Raw genomic sequence first — 17,628 nt, forward strand, 5'->3', positions numbered from 1 at the left:
ATGCCGTCGCCCGCAGCGGGCGTGGGTTGCCCTTTATCGCCTTACTCCCTTATCTTGGACCGGTCGTTCCAGGATGGAGGTTCGCGATGCCCGACATCAAGCACTTCGACCCGGAGGTGGCGCTGGACCAGATGGTGCGCCTGTTCTGGGAGCGCGGCGCCGATGTCACCGGCATCGCCGAGGTCGTGCAGGCCACCGGGCTGAGCCGGTCCAGTCTGTATGCGACCTTCGGCGGCAAGGAGCGGCTGCAGGCGGCCGCGCTGCGCCGCTACCTGGAGCGGTGCTCGCGGCCGGTGTTCGACGCACTGGCCGCCGACGGACGGGGCCTGCCCGCCATCGCCGGCTTCTTCGAGCAGTTGGTGGCGGCGCGCTGTGCGGGTGAGCGCGCCCGCTGGGGCTGCCTGGTCACCAACACGCACACCAGTGCCGCCCGTGAGGTTTCCGAGATCCGGCAGGTCCTGGACGCGCACCACGCCGCCCTGCGGGCCGCGATGCGCGCCGCGCTGGAGGCGGCACGTGACCGCGGCCAGGTACGGCCCGGCCTGGACCTGGAGGCGGGTGCCGAGACGCTGGCGCTGCTGGCCTACGGGGTCAACCTGCGTTCACGGGCCGGCGCCAGGGCGGCCGACCTGCTGGCCGGGGCGCGAGCCGTCCTGGACGGGTTCACCACCACTGAGGAGAGATGATGATCGATTTCCGCGTCTACGACGAGAGCGACGCACCCGAGGCGGCGCGCCCGATGCTGGAGGCCGCCAAAAAGCGCATGGGGTTCGTGACCACGCTCAATGCGGTGATGGCCGAGTCGCCCGAGCTGCTGGCCGGCTACAACGCGCTGGCCGAACAGTTCGGCAGGTCGTCGCTGTCCCTGGCGGCCAAGCAGGTGGTGCTGATCACGGCCAGCGTGGAGAACGGCTGCGAGTACTGCGTGGCCGCGCACTCCACCCTCGCGCTGCGCGCCCACATCCCGGCCGAGGTGGTCCAGGCCCTACGCGAGGGCAAGCAGCTCCCAGACGCGGAGCTGGAGGCCGTTCGCCGCCTGACCCAGGCGATGGTCGCCCAGCGGGGCTCGGTGGACGACGCCGAGATCGAGGCCTTCCTGGCCGCCGGCCACACTCGCCGCCACGTGCTCGACATCGTGCTCGGCGTCGGCATGAAGACGCTGTCGAACTACACCAACCACATCACCCACATCCCGCTGGACCCCGCGTGGCAGGACCAGCAGTGGACCCACGAGCAGGCGATGTGATCAGGTCGCCGCTGTCGCCCGCTGACCAATGCCCGGGCACACGTTGTCGAAAAGCCGCCGATCCAGGCTAGCGCGATTCCGCGAACAGCGGGCGCTTCCCGGTTGCGCTCCTGACGTCCCGATTTATCGTCAGGATTCGACTTGAAGGAGACGCGACTGATCAGCAGTCGAGAAGACGCGCGGCCGACCGAACGACTGCGAGGCTCGTGTCATGGCACCCACCAGATGCAGTGGATCGTGGACAACGTCGGGGCACTTGTACTGCCGACCGTTCGGGCAATGTTCGAGGGCGGCTTTGCCCGTGCGCCGAACCCCCGCGCCGGAACGGCGGGCGGCATGAGGGGGTCGCCATGAAGGCACCTGGTGCTCTCGACGTCCGTAACCCGACCGGAAACCAGGGGGAGGTTACCGTGAGTCCTCGTGAGATTCCAGGGGTTCTGCTCGCCGGTTCGCCATCGACGAGTGTTCGTGGTGTCTGCAATCACACCAGGAAACCCATCGACGGTTCCGTGCTGGTCGTCGAAGCGCTTGGTCCGGAACTCTACGATGCCATCATCGCGTCTTCCGCCGTGATCTGTTCCCGTGGTGGTCGAACCGGTCACATGCAATCCCTGTGCCGCACCCGAGGAATTCCTGTCCTGCGAGTTGCCCCATCCGATCTTGGCGGACTTGTCGGTCACGTCACGGTTCGGACCGATCGCGAGTCAGTCGTGCTCGGCGAAGCCGAGTCTTCTGGGCGATCTCCGGAATCCTCGGTCGTCGCCCCCGGTGATCTCAGCTCGATCTGTGTGGTCATCGCTGACGCGAAAGATATCCAGTCGCTGAACGCGCTCACCCCGCGTGTCGAGCAAGTGGACTGTTACTTCATTCGCGAGGAATTCGTCTGCCTCTCGGCAGGATTGAGCCCACTTGACTCGCTCAGGGCAGGAGCCGATGAGGCCGAGCGCTACGGGACCGCCGTCGCGTCGGAGCTGTGCTCGCTCGCCAAAGAACTTCTCCCCGGCCAACGTCTTGTCATGAGGCTGCTCGACCTTCGGTCGGACGACGCCGCTCAGATCACCACCGGGGTCGAGGTCGACCACGAACCCAATCCGGAACTCGGTCTGCACGGTGCACGAGGGCTGCTGCAGGAGCACCACTACCCACAGGCGTTCCAGGCCCTCCGCGCCCACGTACGGGAACGCCTGGGCCCAGAGTCGGCGCGAGTGAGCTTCGCGGTGCCGTTCATCAACGACCAGGACGAATTCCTGCGACTGCGGCTGCACCTCGGCCTGCCCGAAGACATGCCTCTTTCGGTCTTTGTCGAGACTCCAGCCGCCGTTCATTCGGCGGCCGAATTCTGCGCCGCCGGAGCCAGTGAACTGTTCGTCGGGACCAAGGACCTGACCCAGTTCTACCTCGCCGCGGACAGGGGCAACCACCTGGTCGCCCCCTCCTATCAGACACGGCATCCGGCCGTCATGGCCGGCCTGCGCCAGGCGGTTGAATCAGGTAGCAGCACCGGCACCCCGGTTCACGTGTTCGCACTGGGCGTCGACCTGGACTTCTACGTGCAGCACCTCCCTACGGACAGGTTCATGATGTGCACCGCTGAGCTGCGACAACTCGCGCAGGAGACGAACTCGCGATAGCGCCTCGCGAGCTACACTCGGCCGGAGCACGCATACGATCCTCACTCCAGACCGTCCCCGCCCTTGTGCGTGGCATCTTGCGTGCCCTCGTGCGCGTCCTGTCGCGCGGACAGCTCTCGGGCCGTCACGGTCGCCTCGATGCTGCGGGCGAGGAAACGGCTGATCAGGCGGCGCTCCTCGTCGGTGAACTCGTCCAGCGCCGCGGTCATCTCCTGCCCGAGAGGAGCGAAGAACCGGGCGGCCAGCGTGGCGGCCTTCTGGTGCATGGCCAGCTCGACCTTGCGCCGGTCGGTGGCGCTCCGATGCCGTTCGAGATGGCCGGCCTGCTCCAACCGGTTGATCAGAGCCGTGGTGGCCGGTGCGCTCAGGTTGAGAGCAACGCCGAGCGCTCCGGGGCTCAGCGGGCGCCCCTCGCGCGAGGCGTCCATGATCACGACGAGGGCGTTGAGATCGGTGCGATGGAGCCCGTGGTCCATGGCGAACTGCTCGCTGAACCGGTCGACCTCGACGTTGAGGCGCCGCATGAGGCTCATCAGCTCAACCGGGTCGGCGGCGCGCTGGTCTTCGGTCACGGTCCTCCTCCATGTTGCCGTCGCCCGCCGCCTCGGCTTATGTTTCCATCATTGAACTATTCCATGATGGAAAGAGAACCGATGAGCCCAGCAAGGCCTGTTAGGTTGTCCATTTTCTCCGGTCCCCGTGGCAAGTGGGCCGTGCTGGCCGTGGCCGTCGTCCTGTCCGGCCTGGCGCTGGCCTTCGGCGGAGCCTCGAAGGTGAACACCGACCCCGCCGCCGCCCTCCCGCGCGGCGCCGAGTCGGCGACGGTCGCCCGGCTGGAGCAGCGGCTGCCGAGCGCCCAGGTGGACCCCGCCCTCGTGGTCTACAGCCGCGCCGGCGGCCTGAGCGCGTCCGATCGCACGGCGATCGAGGAGGACGCCTCGCGCCTCGCCGCCGTCGCTCTGCGGCGTCAGGTGCCACCGCCGGTCTTCTCTCCCCGGCAGGACGTGGCGCTCCTGCCGGTCCCGCTTTCCGGCTCGCTCCCGCTCGCCCAGCTCACGGACGCCGTACGGAAGATCCGTACCGAGGCGAGGAAAGGACTACCCGCGGGCGCCCGGGCCGAGGTGACCGGCGGCGCGGGCTTCAAGGTCGATCTGGCCTCGGTGTTCGAGGGGGCCAACGTGACGCTGCTGGCCGTCACGGCGACGGTCGTCGCCGTCCTCCTGCTCCTGACCTACCGCAGCCCCTGGCTGTGGCTCGTCCCGCTGAGCGTCATCGGGATGGCCGACCAGGTCGCGGCGAAGGTCGTGGCCATCCTCACCCGCACGGCGGGCCTGACGGTCGACGACTCCACCCTCGGCATCACGTCCGTGCTGGTCTTCGGCGCGGGAACGAACTACGCCCTGCTGCTCATCGCGCGCTACCGCGAGCGGCTGCGGGTCCACGAGGACCGTCACGCCGCCATGGGGGAGGCGGTCAGGTCGGCTGGGCCGGCCATCCTGGCCAGTTCGGCGACCGTCACCCTCGCGCTTCTCACCCTGGTCTTCGCCCTGTCGCCGTCCAGCCGCGGCATCGGCATGGCGGGCGCCGTCGGCATCGTCACGGCCGTCGTGTACGCGCTGGTCGTGCTGCCGGCCGTGCTCGTGGTGTTCGGCAGGGGGCTGTTCTGGCCGTTCGCACCCAAGGTGGGCCAGGACGACCCGACGCGGACCGGGCTGTGGGCGCGCGTGGGCGGAGCGGTGTCGCGGCGCCCCGCGCTGATGACGGCGGTGAGCGTCATCGTGCTGGCCGTCCTCGCTCTCGGCGCGGTCGGCGTGCGGAGCGGGCTCGCACAGACCGAGCGGTTCCGCGAGCGGGTGGAGGCCATCGCCGGGCAGGAGACGCTGAGCCGGGCGTTCCCGGCTGGGAGCGCGCAGCCCGTCGTCGTCATCTCCCGGGCCTCGGCCGCCGACCAGGTCAAGAACGCCGCCTCAGCCGTTCCGGGAGTCGTGCGCGCCACGGTGACCGATCGCTCGTCCGGCTACGCCCGGACCGACGTCGTCCTGAAGGCCGACCCGGGCAGCGCGGCGAGCTTCGCGGCCGTGAAGGCGGTGCGCGCCGCCGTACACGCCGTGCCGGGGGCGGACGCCGTGGTGGGAGGGCCGGAGGCCACCGACCTCGACGAACGCGCCGCCGAGACCCGCGACCAGAGGCTGGTCATCCCGCTGGTGCTCGCCGTGGTGCTCCTAACGCTGCTGCTCCTGCTCCGGTCGGTGGTGGCCGCCGTCACGCTGGTGCTCACCGTGGTCGCCAGCTTCGCCGCCAGCTTCGGCGCGGGGTGGTTAGCGTTCCGGCAGCTCTTCGGCTTCCCCGCGCTGGACCTCGGCGTGCCGCTGCTGAGCTTCCTCTTCCTGGTCGCGCTCGGCATCGACTACAACATCTTTCTCGCCACGCGTGCCCGCGAGGAGGCGGCGCGCCAGGGCACCCGCCGGGGGGTCGTCACCGCGCTCGCCGTCACCGGCGGCGTCATCACCAGCGCGGGCGTCCTGCTCGCGGCGGTGTTCGCCGTGCTGGGAGTGCTCCCGCTCATCACACTGACGCAGATCGGCGTCATTGTGGGCTTCGGCGTGCTGCTCGACACGGCCCTGGTCCGCAGCGTCCTCGTCCCTGCCCTCGTCACACTCCTCGGCGACCGTTTCTGGTGGCCGAGCGCCCCGTCCCGGCCCGGTGTCTCCGGCGCCGTTCACACCGAGACGACGGTGGCGAGCTGAGGCGGGCCGCGACGACCGCCGACCTGAGATCAAGTCCCCGCCTTGTCCGGGGACGAGGGTGCGATGCGCGGGTTGCTCCTGAGCAGAGGCCGTTGACCTGCGGAAATTCTAGCGGACGGGGAGGCCGGTCACGGCGCGGCCGATGATGAGGCGCTGGATCTCGGACGTGCCTTCGAAGATGGTGAAGATCTTGGCGTCGCGGTGGAAGCGTTCCACGGGGTGCTCGCGGGTGTAGCCGGCTCCGCCGAGGATCTGGATGGCCTGCTCGCTCACCCAGACCGCGGTCTCGCTCGCGACGAGCTTGCTCATCGAGCCCTCCGCCTGCTCGAACGGCCGGCCGTGCCGGGCCATCCAGGCCGCCCGCCAGGTCATGAACCGCGCGACGTCCACCCGGGTGGCCATGTCGGCGAGGAGGAACGCGATCGCCTGGTTCTCGCCGATCTTGCGGCCGAACTGCTCCCGCTCCCGCGCGTAGTCCCTGGCGTACTCGAACGAGGCCCGGGCGATGCCGACGGCCATGGCGGCGACCACGGGACGGGTGGTCTCGAAGGTCCGCATGGCGGCCTGCTCGCCGCCACGCGCTCCGGAGCGGACCCGGGCGAGCCGCTCGTCGAGCTTGTCCTTGCCTCCGAGCAGGCAGTCGCCGGGCACCCGGACGTCGTCGAGGATGACCTCGGCGGTGTGCGACGCGCGGATGCCGTGCTTCCTGAACTTCTGCCCCTGGGACAGTCCGGGCGTGCCCGGCGGGACGACGAAGGACGCCTGACCACGCGTTCCCAGCGACGGGTCGACCGAGGCGACCACGACGTGGACGTTGGCGATGCCGCCGTTGGTCGCCCACGTCTTGACGCCGTTGAGCACCCACTCGTCCTTGGCGGCGTCGTAGACCGCGCGGGTGCGGATCGCGCCGACGTCCGATCCCGCGTCGGGCTCGGAGGCGCAGAACGCGCCGAGCTTGACGTCGTCCACACTGCCGAACATCTGGGGCAGCCACTCCCCCATCTGCTCGGGCGTGCCGTTCGAGGCGAGGGCCGCCGCCGCGAGACCGGTGCCGACGATCGACAGGCCGATGCCGGCGTCCCCCCAGAACAACTCCTCGAACGCCACCGCCAGCCCGAGCCCGGATTCCTCGAACCACTGCCCGGCGAAGAAATCCAGCGAGTACAACCCGATCTTGGCGGCCTCCTGGATCACCGGCCAGGGCGTCTCCTCCCGCTCGTCCCATTCGGCCCCCGCGGGGCGGACGACGTCACGGGCGAACTCGCGAACCCAGTCCCGCACTTCGCGGACGTCGTCGCTCAACTCAGGGCAGAAGCCGCTCACGCTCTCGGTCATGTTACCAACGGTAACATCAGTCCCCTCGCCTATCGCCCACGCACGGACGCGTACTGCGGCACGGTCAGCATGGGAGGCCGCTCGGCGACCGCGACGTCCCGGACGACCGGACGGTGCCCGGATGGCCCGCGCGTGAACTGGGTGAGCCGCGACTCCGGCGCGTGCAGTGGAATGATCTTGTCCTGTCGTTCGAGCCTCGACCAGGCGGTGTGCATGATCTGCCCGGCCATCCCGCCCAGCGCCTCCGTGGACTGATGGGAGTGCACCCGGTGGCCGAGGTCCACCTGGGCGAGAGCGTCCAGTCCCAGGAGCCCCAGCAGGTCGACCAGCAGTCCCAGCTCGACGCCGTAGCCCGTGACGAAGGGGACGCGCTCCAGGGCGGCGCGCCGTCCCGCGTACTCCCCCGCGAGGGGCTGCACGAACCCGGCGAGCAGCGGCCAGTGCAGGTTGAGCAGCGGCCGCGCGACCAACTCGGTCACCCGCCCGCCGCCGGTGCGCAGGTCGCGCTCCTCCACCCCGATCAGCGGCCGGTCGTAGGCCCCCTTGACGTACGCCACGGCCGGGTCGGCCAGCAGGGGCCCCAGCAGCCCGGTGACGAACGACGTCCGGAAGTCCCGCAGGTCGGCGTCGACGAAAACGACGACCTCGCCCGACGTCACGGCGAGGGACTTCCACAGCGCCTCGCCCTTGCCGTCGTAGCGCTCGCCGTCCAGCTCCGGCAGGATCTCGTCCTGCGCGAACACCTTCGCTCCGGCCTGTACGGCCCGCGCCGCGGTGTCGTCGGTCGACCGGGAGTCGATGACGATGAGCTCGTCCACCAGGGGCACGGCCTCGATCAGGTCCTCGCGGATCACGGAGACGATCTCCCCGACGGTCGCGGCCTCGTTCCGCGCCGGCAGCACCACGCTGATCGTGGTCGCCCCCTTCGCGGCCAGCAGCGCGGCGATCGGCCAGTCCCCCGCGGACGACGTGCGGCCGCGCAGCCAGGCGTCCACCTCAGGCAGCACGGACGCCTCCCCCGAAGTCCCCTATATCCACGCGCATCAGCCTATGGCGGCGTGGCGCTCCAGGAACGCGTAGACGTCCGCCTCGTCCACACCGGGGAAGGAGCCGGGCGGCAGCGCGGCGAGGACATGGGAGTTCGCCCGCGCGGACGGCCAGGCGTAGCCCTCCCACCGCTGGGCCAGCTCCGTCGGCGGCCTGCGGCAGCATTCGCCGTTCGGGCAGTTCGACTTGGTCCGGTTCGTCGTCTCCCTGCCCCGGAACCAGCGCGACTCCTTGTACGGCACGCCGAGCGTGATCGCGACGTCCTTCTCCTGCGAGGGATCGACATGGGCGACGCAGAAGTAGGTCCCGGTGGGTGAGTCGGAGTACTGGTAGTAGAGCGAGAACCGGTCGGGCGACTGGAACACCTGGCGGCCGGACCACTGCAGGCACATCCGCTGGCCCTCGATCGCCCCCTGCTCGTCGGCGGGGAAGACGATCCCGTCGTTCTCGTACGCCTTGTAGATGATCCCGCCGGCGTCGTTCCGGACGAAGTGGCACACCAGGTCGAGGTGCCGGGTGGCCAGGTTGGTGAACCGGTGGGCGGCCATCTCGTATGAGACGGCGAACACGTCCCGCAGGTCCTCCACCGACAGGGCCCGGTCCTGCTTCGCCTCCCGCAGGTACGGCACGGCCGCCGTCTCGGGGACCAGCACGGCCGCCGCGAAGTAGTTGGCCTCGACCCGCTGACGCAGGAAGTCGGCGAAGTCGCGCGGCTTGTGGTGCTGGAGCGCGAAGTGGCCGAGCGTCTGCAGCAGCACCGTACGGGGGGTGTGCATCCCGAGTTGCTCGCGCTTGAGGTAGATCCGCCGGTTGCGCAGGTCGGTCACCGAGCGGGCGGATCGCGGCAGGTCCTGGGCCGTGTGCACGGTGAAGCCGAAGTGGGAGACCAGCGCCTGGACCGTACTCTCCGAGAGCGCGCCGGTCCGGTAGCCCACGGCGGCCAGCGACTCGGCGGCGGCCTTCTCGATCTCCTCGAAGTAGTTCCCCAGCTCCCGCTGCTTCCGGCGCAGCTCGGCGTTGGCCGCGCGGGCCTCTTCCGGGGTCGCCGTCCCCTTGGCCTCACGGGCCTTGAGCTCCTCGAACAGGCCGAGGATGTGCTCCAGCACGTCGTTGGGAACGCGCGCGGAGACCTTCAGCCGGCTGAGCCCGAGGCTCGTGTAGAGGGGGTCGCGCTGGGCCTCCTCCAGGGCGATCTCCAGCTGCGCCCGCCGGTTGGGGGCCTGCCGGCGCAGCAGCTCCTCGACCGGCACGTTGAGCGCGGCGGCCAGCGACTTCAGCAGCGACAGCTTGGGCTCGCGCTTGCCGTTCTCCAGCAGCGAGAGCTGGCTGGGCGCGCGCCCGACCCGGTCGCCCAGCTCGGAGAGGGTGAGACCGCGCTGCCTGCGCAGGTGCTTGAGCCGCTGGCCGAAGGCCAGCAGGTCCAGCTCCTGCGTCAAAGACAGCGGTTCTTCGCCTAGCAAGGAGGGCATAGCCCGATCCTAAGCGGAAATTCGACGTTTCTTCCACCCCTTGGTGATCTAAGCCACAAGGATTGGTCTAGTCCAAAGCGAAAACTCGGCGTTTCTTCACTGTTAAATACCCGCCAGTCTTCGTTGATCGGAAAATTCTCAAGTTCTTTCCGGACAACCCTCCTTGTTGATCTCTTGATATCGACACAAACTCGAACCAAGCACCCAGGTGACGACAGAGCACGCAACGAGGGAGTGACAGTCATGTCGGACCGCCTTACCGCGGCAGCCGAGCAGCTGCGCAACGAGTGGGACACCAACCCCAGGTGGAAGAACGTCGAGCGGACCTACACGGCAGAGGACGTGATCAGGCTCCGCGGGTCGGTCCAGGAGGAGCACACGCTGGCCCGGCTCGGCGCCGAGCGGCTGTGGCACCTCCTCAACACCGAGGACTACGTCCACTCCCTTGGCGCGCTGACCGGCAACCAGGCCGTGCAGCAGGTGAAGGCCGGCTTGAAGGCCATCTACCTGTCCGGCTGGCAGGTCGCCGCCGACGCCAACCTCGGCGCGCAGACCTACCCGGACCAGAGCCTCTACCCGGCCAACTCGGTCCCCGCCGTGGTCCGGCGCATCAACAACGCGCTGCTCCGCGCCGACCAGATCACCTGGTCGGAGGGTGACGAGGACGCGCCGCACTGGCTGGCGCCGATCGTGGCCGACGCCGAGGCCGGCTTCGGCGGGGTGCTCAACGCCTTCGAGCTGATGAAGGGCATGATCGCCGCGGGCGCGGCGGGCGTGCACTGGGAGGACCAGCTCGCCTCCGAGAAGAAGTGCGGCCACCTGGGCGGCAAGGTGCTGATCCCGACCGGCCAGCACATCAAGACCCTCAACGCGGCCCGCCTGGCGGCGGACGTCGCGGGCGTCTCCACCCTGGTCATCGCGCGGACCGACGCTCAGGCCGCGACGCTCCTGACCAGTGACGTGGACCCCCGCGACCGCGCCTTCGTGACGGGCGACCGCACGGCCGAAGGCTTCTACCGGGTGCGCAACGGCGTCGACTCCTGCATCGCCCGCGGCCTGGCCTACGCGCCCCACTCCGACCTGCTGTGGATGGAGACCTCCACGCCGGACCTCGACGTGGCCCGGGAGTTCGCCGAGGCGATCAAGGCGCGGTACCCGGACCAGATGCTGGCCTACAACTGCTCGCCGTCGTTCAACTGGAAGAAGCACCTGGACGACTCCACGATCGCCAAGTTCCAGCGCGAGCTCGGCCACATGGGGTACAAGTTCCAGTTCATCACCCTCGCGGGCTTCCACTCGCTGAACTACTCGATGTTCAACCTGGCGCAGGGCTACGCGGACGAGGGCATGTCCGCCTACGTCGAGCTCCAGGAGGCCGAGTTCGCCGCCGAGCGGCGCGGCTACACCGCCACCCGCCACCAGCGTGAGGTCGGCACCGGATACTTCGACCTGGTCAGCACGGCCATCGCGCCGGACTCGTCCACGACGGCCCTCAAGGGCTCGACGGAGGAGTCGCAGTTCGCTGAGGCTCACTAACCCAGGCGGAACGCAGGTCGAAATCGAAGGCCCCGCCTCGGCGGGGCCTTCTCACGTGCCCAGGCCTATGAACGCGGCGCCCGGGCGTACCACCTGCCGTCGGCGGAGTCGAGCCGCAGCCGGCGCCCGAAGCAAGCCGACAGGTTGTCCCCGGTGAGGACCTCCCCCACCACGCCGGCGGCGAGGACCCGGGCGTCCCTCATGAGCAGCGCGTGGGTCGTGGTGGACGGCACCTCCTCCAGGTGGTGCGTCACGAGCACGGTCGTCAGGCCGGGGCGGGTGGCGGCCAGATCCTCGAGCGCCTCGATCAGGTCCTCCCTGGCCGGCAGATCCAGGCCCGCGAAGGGCTCGTCAAGCAGCAGGATCGCCGGATCGGCCATCAGCGCACGGGCCACCCGGACCCGCGCCCGCTCGCCCTGCGAGCACACCTGGAACCGGCGGTCCGCCAGGTCCTTGCAGCCGAGGTCGGCCAGCAGGCCGAGCGCCCGCTCCCGGTCCGCCTCGCCGTACCGGTCCCACAGGGGCGCGCTCGTCCCCGTGTGACCCGTGAGCACGACGGTCAGGGCGGTCGCGCCCTCCTCCTCCAGCAGCGCCTCGTCGACGAGCCGCTGGCTGGCCGCCACCAGGCCGATGTCCCGCCGCAGCTCGCGCAGATCCACCCGGCCGAGCCGCCGCCCGAGCACGCTGGCCGTCCCCGAGCTGGGATGCCGTACGGCGGCGGCCACGGACAGCATCGTCGTCTTCCCGGCGCCGTTGGGCCCGAGGATCACCCAGTGCTGGCCGTACTCGACGCGCCAGTCCACTCCGGCCACGAGGGTCCGTCCGACCACGCGGACGGTGACATCGTTCAGTTCCAGCGCCGCATCCATGCGGCAAATGATGCCGGAGTTCACCCTGAGGCGGACGACGAGGCCCCCGAGGAGGGAGTCGTCGCGGAGGCGGACGACGACGGTGAGGCGCTCGGCTGAGGCGACTCCCCGTCACCCCACTGGGGCTCCGTGCTGATGCTGGACGACGGCACCGGGCTCGGACTTCGGGTCGGAGCGTGGGTCGGCTTGCAGTTCTTCGGCTTGCCCTTCTTGTTGAAGCACTGGTCGTCGGGCGGGAGCGGTGGCGGCGGCGCGGGCGTTCCGCCGTGGCCCGTGGGGGACGGCACGACCGAGCTCCACGGGTCCTCCGGCGTCGCCCCCATCCGGTGTGGACTGGCGCTCACCGTCACGCGCTGACGGGCGCTTCGCGCGGGGTGAGCCGTGACCGGCGGCCGCGAGGTGCCGAGCACCCGGTCCGGCGTCAGCGTGCTGTCCTCCCCCGGGATCACGACGGGGAGCGCGGGCGGCGGCTCGGCGGTGCCCTGCATGCGGGCCGCTCCCGTGCCGGCCGCGACCACGGTCATCGCGGCGATCGTGACGGTCGCCAGCGCGGCGAAGCCCGCGTGGGTGGCGTGCCCGGACTTCCCCGCGGCGCGGCGGCGCGACGCACGGCTCGTCGGGCGGCCTCCCGTCGTGGCGTCCGCGACCCGCACGCGCCCGCCGCCCGCCGGGTACGGCACGGGCTGCCAGATCTCGTCGAGGACGGAGCCGACGGCGTCCCTCATGTCCCCCGGCATGGCCACCCCGCCGGCCGCGAGAAGGGCGGACAGGAGCTCACCCGCGTCCGGGCGCTCGGCGGGATCCTTGCGCAGCGCCGCCGCCACGCTGTCCCACAGCAGCTTGGGCACCCCGGAGATGCGCGGCTCCTCGACGAGGATGCGCCGTGTCAGGACGTCGAGCTCGCCGCTGCCGAACGGATGGAGGCCGGTGGACGCGAACGCGACAAGGCAGCCCCAGGAGAAGACGTCCGAGGCCGGAATGGCGTGGCCCCCGGTCAGGCGCTCGGGGGCGACCCAGCCGGGGCTGCCCATGATCTGCCCGGCCTGGGTGTGCGCCATGGTGGTGTCCACGTCGCGGGCGATGCCGAAGTCGATGACGAACGGCCCGCGGGGCGACAGCAGCACGTTGGCCGGCTTGAGGTCGCGGTGGACCAGGCCCGCCTCGTGCGTGGCCGCCAGGGCCGCGGCGGCGCCGAGCGCCACGCCGTACGCGAGGTCGGGCGTGAGAGGCCCCCGGGAGGCGACGACCTGCGACAGCGCGGGGCCGGGGATGTACTCGGTGACGAGGTAGGGCCGGTCCCGGTCCATGCCGTCCTCGATCACGGCCGCCGTGCAGAACGGGACAACCCGGCGGGAGAACTCGACCTCCTCGGCGAACCGCGCACGCAGGACCGGGTCCGGCAGGTGCGTCGCGTGGGGGGTCTTCAGCGCGACGAGGCCGCCGCGCGGTTGCTCGGCGAGGTAGACCACGCCCATGCCGCCGGTGCCGAGGCGGCCGAGGAGCAGGTACCGCCCGATGATGACCGGGTCGCCCACCGTAAGAGGCCGCACGCCGGGAGCCAAGCCGTTGTGTGCGCCACGTGCCATCCGGAAGTTACCTCTCTCACGGAACCACCGCACAGCACACTGTGGCCCGTTGGAACGCGCCACGGGCCCAACTAGCCGCAAGCGGCATGACAGGTAAGCCCAATGCCACCGAAGAGTAAGAGAGGTTTGCGAAATGGCAGGTCACAGCGATCTCATGAGTCACAGAGGACTACATCAGGCGGCTTCCGCACCGGGCTCGGCGGCGCGACCGGCGACGGCGTCGATGAAACGGGAGATGTGCCGGAAGACCAGCCGCGCCTCGGGGACGACGTCGGCGAGGATGGCGAAGACGTGGGGCATCCGGTTCCACTCCTCGTAGGTCACCGGGACGCCGTTGTCGCGGGCGCTCAGGGCGACCCTGCGGGCATCGTCCCTGAGTACCTCCGTCGATCCCGTCACGATCATCAGCGGGGGGATGCCGGTGTAGTCGCCGTAAACGGGGGACACCAGGGGGTCGCGGCAGTCGAGGCCGTCGGTCCAGCGCCGGGCCAGCCAGTCGACGCGCCCGACCGGGAGCATGGGGTCGGTCCAGGCCTTCACCTGGCGCCGCGTGTCGCTGAGATCGGTCCATGGAGAGAGGCACACCGCCGCGGCGGGCAGGGGAATGCCCTTGTCACGCAGGGAGAGGAGGGTCGCCAGGGTCAGGTGGCCGCCGGCGGAGTCCCCCGCCAGCAGGATGTCGTCCGGCGCGTAGCCGCGATCGAGGAGGCAGCGGTACGCGTCCAGCGCGTCGGCCAGCGACTCGGCCAGCGAGTGGACCGGCCCCTGCCGGTAGTCGAGGGCGAGCACCGGGCGCCGGGTGGTGGCCGACAGCCGCCAGGTGATGGGGCGGTGCGTGGCGGGAGAGCAGATGAAGTAGCCGCCGCCGTGGAAGTACAGCACGACCTTGCTCTCGTCCAGGTCGGCGTCGCCGCGGACCCACTCGCCCGAGCAGGCGCCGAACCGCTCGGGGGTGATGGACACATGCTTGGGAAGGATGCCCGGAACGCGCTCGCCGAAGCACATCAACCTGCTGGCCACGGCCATGCCGGCGGTGTTGCGGAGGAGGATGGCGGAGATCGGCTTCATGGTCCCGCGGAGCACTCCGTTGAGCGCCGCCGCCTGCCAGCTGACCGGATATTCCGGACGAACGTCTACATTGATCCCATCCGGCATGAAACCTCCCATAAGGTAGGTACTCGTTCTACCGGTCGCTATGTTTCTCCTATCTTACGGCGGCGTTACAGTGTGGTAACGGTCACAGCCGAAGGATCCCCCAAAAGTGGCCAGGTATTCCGGATGCCCTCTGCCGAAAGCGCCGCCGATGCTCTAAGATCGCCAGGTCCCCGTCTGCGGAGGTGCGCGACCCTTTATCTACGACTGGTGGGATACGGCTTCCGCAAGCACGCGGCCTACTGGGCCGCCGCGGCGGCCGGGGCGTTCACCAACACGGTCTTCGGAGTCCTCCGCGCGTACGTCCTGATCGCCCTATGGCGCTCCCGGCCCGGCCTCGGCGGGTACGACGTCACCGACGCGGTCACCTACTGCTTCCTCACGCAGGCGTACATCGGGCCGATGCAGGTCTTCGGCGGCGGCCTGGAGCTCCCCCAGCGGATCCGCAGCGGGGACATCGCGCTCGACCTCGTCCGCCCCGCCTCGCTCCAGCTCTGGTGCCTGTCGGAGGACCTCGGACGGGCGATCTACCTGTTCCTCGCCCGCAGCGTCCCGCCCACGATCGCGGGCGCGCTGCTGTTCGGCATCGTGACCCCCGGCGACGCCGGCACGTGGGCCGCTTTCGCGGCGAGCTTCCTCCTGGGAGTGGTCGTCAGCTTCGGCTGGCGCTACCTGGTCGCGCTCGCCTCGTGCTGGGTCCTCGACGACCGGGGCCTGTCCGTGATGTCGATGGTCCTCACGACGTTCTTCAGCGGCCTGATGCTGCCCCTGGTCCTCTTCCCCGGGTGGCTCGGGACGCTGGCCCGCTCGCTGCCGTGGGCGGCGATGGTCCAGGTGCCCGCCGACGTGTATCTCGGCAAGACCGGCGTCGCCGGGGCCCTCGCCTTCCAGGGGTTCTGGGCGCTGACCCTGCTCGGCCTCGGAGCCCTCGCCACCACCGCCGCCCGCCGGAAGGTGGTGATCCAGGGTGGTTAGTCCCGTTAGGACCTACGCGCTGCTCGCGTGGACGTGGACCCGCGCGGCGGCGCAGTATCCGTTGTCGTTCACGCTCATGACCCTTGGCGGATTCGTGCTAGGCGGCCTCGACGCGGCCGTCATCTGGGTCATCTTCGCCAACACCACCACGCTCGGCGGTTTCGGCCTCTCCGAGGTCATGTTCCTGTACGGCACGGCCGGTCTGGCCTTCTCGGTCGGCGACCTGATGTTCAGCAACCTGGACCGGATCAGCCAGCACATCAAGGCGGGCACCTTCGACGCCATGCTGGTCCGGCCGGTGAGCCCGTTCGTGCAGGTCGCGACCGACCGGTTCGTGCCGCACCGGATCGGCCGGGTCCTCCAGGGGGCGCTGGTGCTGGGAATCGGCCTCTCCGGTGTCCATGTGCCTCTGGAGCGGGCCTGGATGATCCCCGTGATGGTCCTGTCCGGGATCGTCATCTTCACCGCGATCTGGGCCCTCGGCGGCGCGGCCCAGTTCCTGCTGACCGACGCCCCCGAGGTGGCCAACGCCTTCACCTACGGAGGCGGCACGCTGGTTCAGTACCCCCTGAGCGTCTACGGCGACAACCTCGTCCGCGGCGTCACCTTCGTGCTGCCGCTGGCCTTCGTCAACTGGCAGCCGGGGCTCTACGTTCTCGACCTGGAGGACCCTCTCGACCTGCCGCACTGGCTGCGCTTCCTCTCCCCGGCCGCCGCCCTGGCGCTGGCGCTCGTGGCCGGGCTCGCCTGGCGCGCCGGGATCCGCCGCTACCGATCGACCGGCAGTTAGGTCGTGTCCTTGAGAAGAGACGGGGAGCCCAAGTGATCATTGAGGTCGACCGGGTCGGCCGGACCTTCAAGGTCCGCGGCTCGGTGGTGCATGCCGTACAGGACCTGTCCTTCAGCGTGGAGGCCGGCGAGTTCGTCGGGTATCTCGGCCCGAACGGCGCCGGGAAATCCACGACGATCAAGATGCTCACCGGCATCCTCGCGCCGACCTCCGGTCACGTGCGGGTGGCCGGTCTCGACCCGTCCCGCCGCCGTACGGCTCTCGCCCGCAGGATCGGCGTGGTCTTCGGCCAGCGGACGACGCTGTGGTGGGACCTGCCGTTGAAGGACAGCTTCGAACTGATCCGGCTCCTGTACAAAGTAGATCGAAAGATGTTCCGGGAGCGGCTGGACGAGCTGTGCTCGCTCCTCGGCATGGGCGACTTCCTCGCGACTCCGGTGCGGCAGCTCAGCCTCGGGCAGCGGATGCGGGGAGACATCACCGCCGCCCTGCTCCACGACCCGGCGGTCCTCGTCCTCGACGAGCCGACGATCGGCCTCGACGTCGTCAGCAAGGCCGGGGTGCGCGACTTCCTGCGCCGGCGGAGCGTCGAGCACGGCACGACCGTCCTGCTGACCACGCACGACCTGGGCGACATCGAACGGCTCTGCCGGAGAGTGATGCTGATCGACCACGGCCGGCTGGCCTTCGACGGCACGGTCGGCGACCTGCGGGCGATGGTTCCGGGCGAGACCTCCATCGAGGACGTCGTCGCCCACCTCTACCTCAGTAGCCGGGAGTCTCCTCGTACTCGTCCTCATCGTCCCGCGCAGGACCCGCCCAGCGTGACGGCATGAGCACGGGAAGGAACAGGGCGACGCCCAGCATGCCGTACACGCCGGTGGACAGCAGGGTGAGCATGCCCTTGCCGGCCTGGAGGAGCTCCTGCTGGACTCCCGCCCCGGTGGGGACGAGGGACGCGGCCCGCGAGACGTCCAGGACGTAGACCACGGTCCAGGCGAGCAGGGCCATCGAGGGGACGAACGTCGCCAGCGGGGACACCCGCCCGACGAGCACCAGACCGACGACCAGACCGGCCACCGCCATCACGCCGATGGCGATCAGGAGCCGGGTGTCCTTGGCCGGATCCAGGTTCTGGGCCGCGCCGCGGACCGCCTCCTGGGCCGCCCACCCACCGCCGAGGAGGAGTGCCGCCGCCACGACGACACCCGCCAAGAGCCCGAAAAAGTGCCGCATCGCACCGCC

The 17,628-nt window shown here is 70.1% G+C and carries 16 protein-coding genes; 8 read left to right on the forward strand and 8 right to left on the reverse strand.

Annotated features, from left to right (window positions below; genetic code table 11):
• Positions 1–86: 86 nt before the first annotated feature.
• The 3 genes from N5079_RS24220 to N5079_RS24230 all read left to right on the forward strand — a co-directional run bounded on the left by N5079_RS24220 (position 87) and on the right by N5079_RS24230 (position 2,877).
• Positions 87–686, forward strand: coding sequence for a TetR/AcrR family transcriptional regulator (locus N5079_RS24220; RefSeq protein ID WP_261586311.1), 600 nt, complete (start codon positions 87–89; stop codon positions 684–686).
• Entirely contained in the window at positions 686–1,246 is a 561-nt protein-coding gene (locus N5079_RS24225; protein ID WP_261586312.1) for a carboxymuconolactone decarboxylase family protein, read from the forward strand. Before N5079_RS24220 ends, N5079_RS24225 begins: the two co-directional genes overlap by 1 nt.
• A gap of 410 nt (positions 1,247–1,656) precedes the next feature.
• The gene (locus N5079_RS24230) at positions 1,657–2,877 is read left to right on the forward strand and encodes a putative PEP-binding protein (protein WP_261586313.1); all 1,221 of its coding nucleotides are present in this window, start codon (positions 1,657–1,659) and stop codon (positions 2,875–2,877) included.
• 41 nt (positions 2,878–2,918) lie between these two features.
• On the opposite strand, the gene N5079_RS24235 is transcribed toward N5079_RS24230, so the two are convergent.
• Positions 2,919–3,449 (reverse strand): MarR family winged helix-turn-helix transcriptional regulator, encoded by a 531-nt coding sequence (locus N5079_RS24235; protein WP_261586315.1) that lies wholly within the window; start codon positions 3,447–3,449, stop codon positions 2,919–2,921.
• Between the two features lie 105 nt (positions 3,450–3,554).
• Between N5079_RS24235 and N5079_RS24240 the strand changes: the two genes are divergently transcribed.
• Positions 3,555–5,624 carry an MMPL family transporter gene (locus N5079_RS24240; RefSeq protein WP_261586316.1) on the forward strand — a complete coding sequence of 690 codons (2,070 nt, stop codon included), beginning with the start codon at positions 3,555–3,557 and terminating at the stop codon, positions 5,622–5,624.
• 108 nt (positions 5,625–5,732) lie between these two features.
• Here N5079_RS24240 and N5079_RS24245 read toward each other — a convergent pair whose 3' ends face one another.
• From N5079_RS24245 to N5079_RS24255, 3 genes are read right to left on the reverse strand one after another with little or no spacing between them, the layout of a single operon-like run.
• Positions 5,733–6,959 carry an acyl-CoA dehydrogenase family protein gene (locus tag N5079_RS24245; protein WP_261586317.1) on the reverse strand — a complete coding sequence of 409 codons (1,227 nt, stop codon included), beginning with the start codon at positions 6,957–6,959 and terminating at the stop codon, positions 5,733–5,735.
• Between the two features lie 29 nt (positions 6,960–6,988).
• Positions 6,989–7,966: a glucosyl-3-phosphoglycerate synthase gene (locus N5079_RS24250; protein WP_261586318.1), complete on the reverse strand. Its 978-nt coding sequence runs from the start codon at positions 7,964–7,966 to the stop codon at positions 6,989–6,991.
• A gap of 36 nt (positions 7,967–8,002) precedes the next feature.
• Positions 8,003–9,475: a helix-turn-helix domain-containing protein gene (locus N5079_RS24255; RefSeq protein WP_261586319.1), complete on the reverse strand. Its 1,473-nt coding sequence runs from the start codon at positions 9,473–9,475 to the stop codon at positions 8,003–8,005.
• Positions 9,476–9,718: 243 nt separating this feature from the next.
• Here N5079_RS24255 and aceA point away from each other — a divergent pair, with 243 nt between their 5' ends.
• Entirely contained in the window at positions 9,719–11,011 is a 1,293-nt protein-coding gene (gene aceA / locus N5079_RS24260) for an isocitrate lyase (protein ID WP_261586320.1), read from the forward strand.
• Between the two features lie 65 nt (positions 11,012–11,076).
• On the opposite strand, the gene N5079_RS24265 is transcribed toward aceA, so the two are convergent.
• From N5079_RS24265 to N5079_RS24275, 3 genes are all read right to left on the reverse strand, one after another.
• Positions 11,077–11,880 carry an ABC transporter ATP-binding protein gene (locus N5079_RS24265; RefSeq protein WP_261586322.1) on the reverse strand — a complete coding sequence of 268 codons (804 nt, stop codon included), beginning with the start codon at positions 11,878–11,880 and terminating at the stop codon, positions 11,077–11,079.
• Between the two features lie 20 nt (positions 11,881–11,900).
• The gene (locus tag N5079_RS24270; protein WP_261586323.1) at positions 11,901–13,430 is read right to left on the reverse strand and encodes a serine/threonine protein kinase; all 1,530 of its coding nucleotides are present in this window, start codon (positions 13,428–13,430) and stop codon (positions 11,901–11,903) included.
• A 210-nt stretch (positions 13,431–13,640) separates the two neighbouring features.
• Complete coding sequence (locus tag N5079_RS24275) at positions 13,641–14,621, reverse strand: alpha/beta hydrolase (protein WP_261586324.1); 981 nt, start codon at positions 14,619–14,621, stop codon at positions 13,641–13,643.
• A gap of 207 nt (positions 14,622–14,828) precedes the next feature.
• Here N5079_RS24275 and N5079_RS24280 point away from each other — a divergent pair, with 207 nt between their 5' ends.
• From N5079_RS24280 to N5079_RS24290, 3 genes are read left to right on the forward strand one after another with little or no spacing between them, the layout of a single operon-like run.
• Positions 14,829–15,593 (forward strand): ABC transporter permease, encoded by a 765-nt coding sequence (locus tag N5079_RS24280; protein WP_261586325.1) that lies wholly within the window; start codon positions 14,829–14,831, stop codon positions 15,591–15,593.
• On the forward strand, positions 15,586–16,383 hold the full coding sequence (locus tag N5079_RS24285) for an ABC transporter permease (protein WP_261586326.1): 798 nt from the start codon (positions 15,586–15,588) through the stop codon (positions 16,381–16,383). The genes N5079_RS24280 and N5079_RS24285 overlap by 8 nt, the downstream gene beginning before the upstream one ends.
• Positions 16,384–16,418: 35 nt before the next feature.
• On the forward strand, positions 16,419–17,219 hold the full coding sequence (locus tag N5079_RS24290; RefSeq protein ID WP_261586420.1) for an ATP-binding cassette domain-containing protein: 801 nt from the start codon (positions 16,419–16,421) through the stop codon (positions 17,217–17,219).
• On the opposite strand, the gene N5079_RS24295 is transcribed toward N5079_RS24290, so the two are convergent.
• Positions 17,149–17,619, reverse strand: a complete 471-nt coding sequence (locus tag N5079_RS24295; RefSeq protein WP_261586327.1) for a hypothetical protein — start codon at positions 17,617–17,619, stop codon at positions 17,149–17,151. The genes N5079_RS24290 and N5079_RS24295 overlap by 71 nt on opposite strands.
• Positions 17,620–17,628 lie beyond the last annotated feature (9 nt).

This window comes from Planotetraspora sp. A-T 1434 (genome assembly GCF_025420585.1).
Lineage (GTDB): Bacteria > Actinomycetota > Actinomycetes > Streptosporangiales > Streptosporangiaceae > JAOEGB01.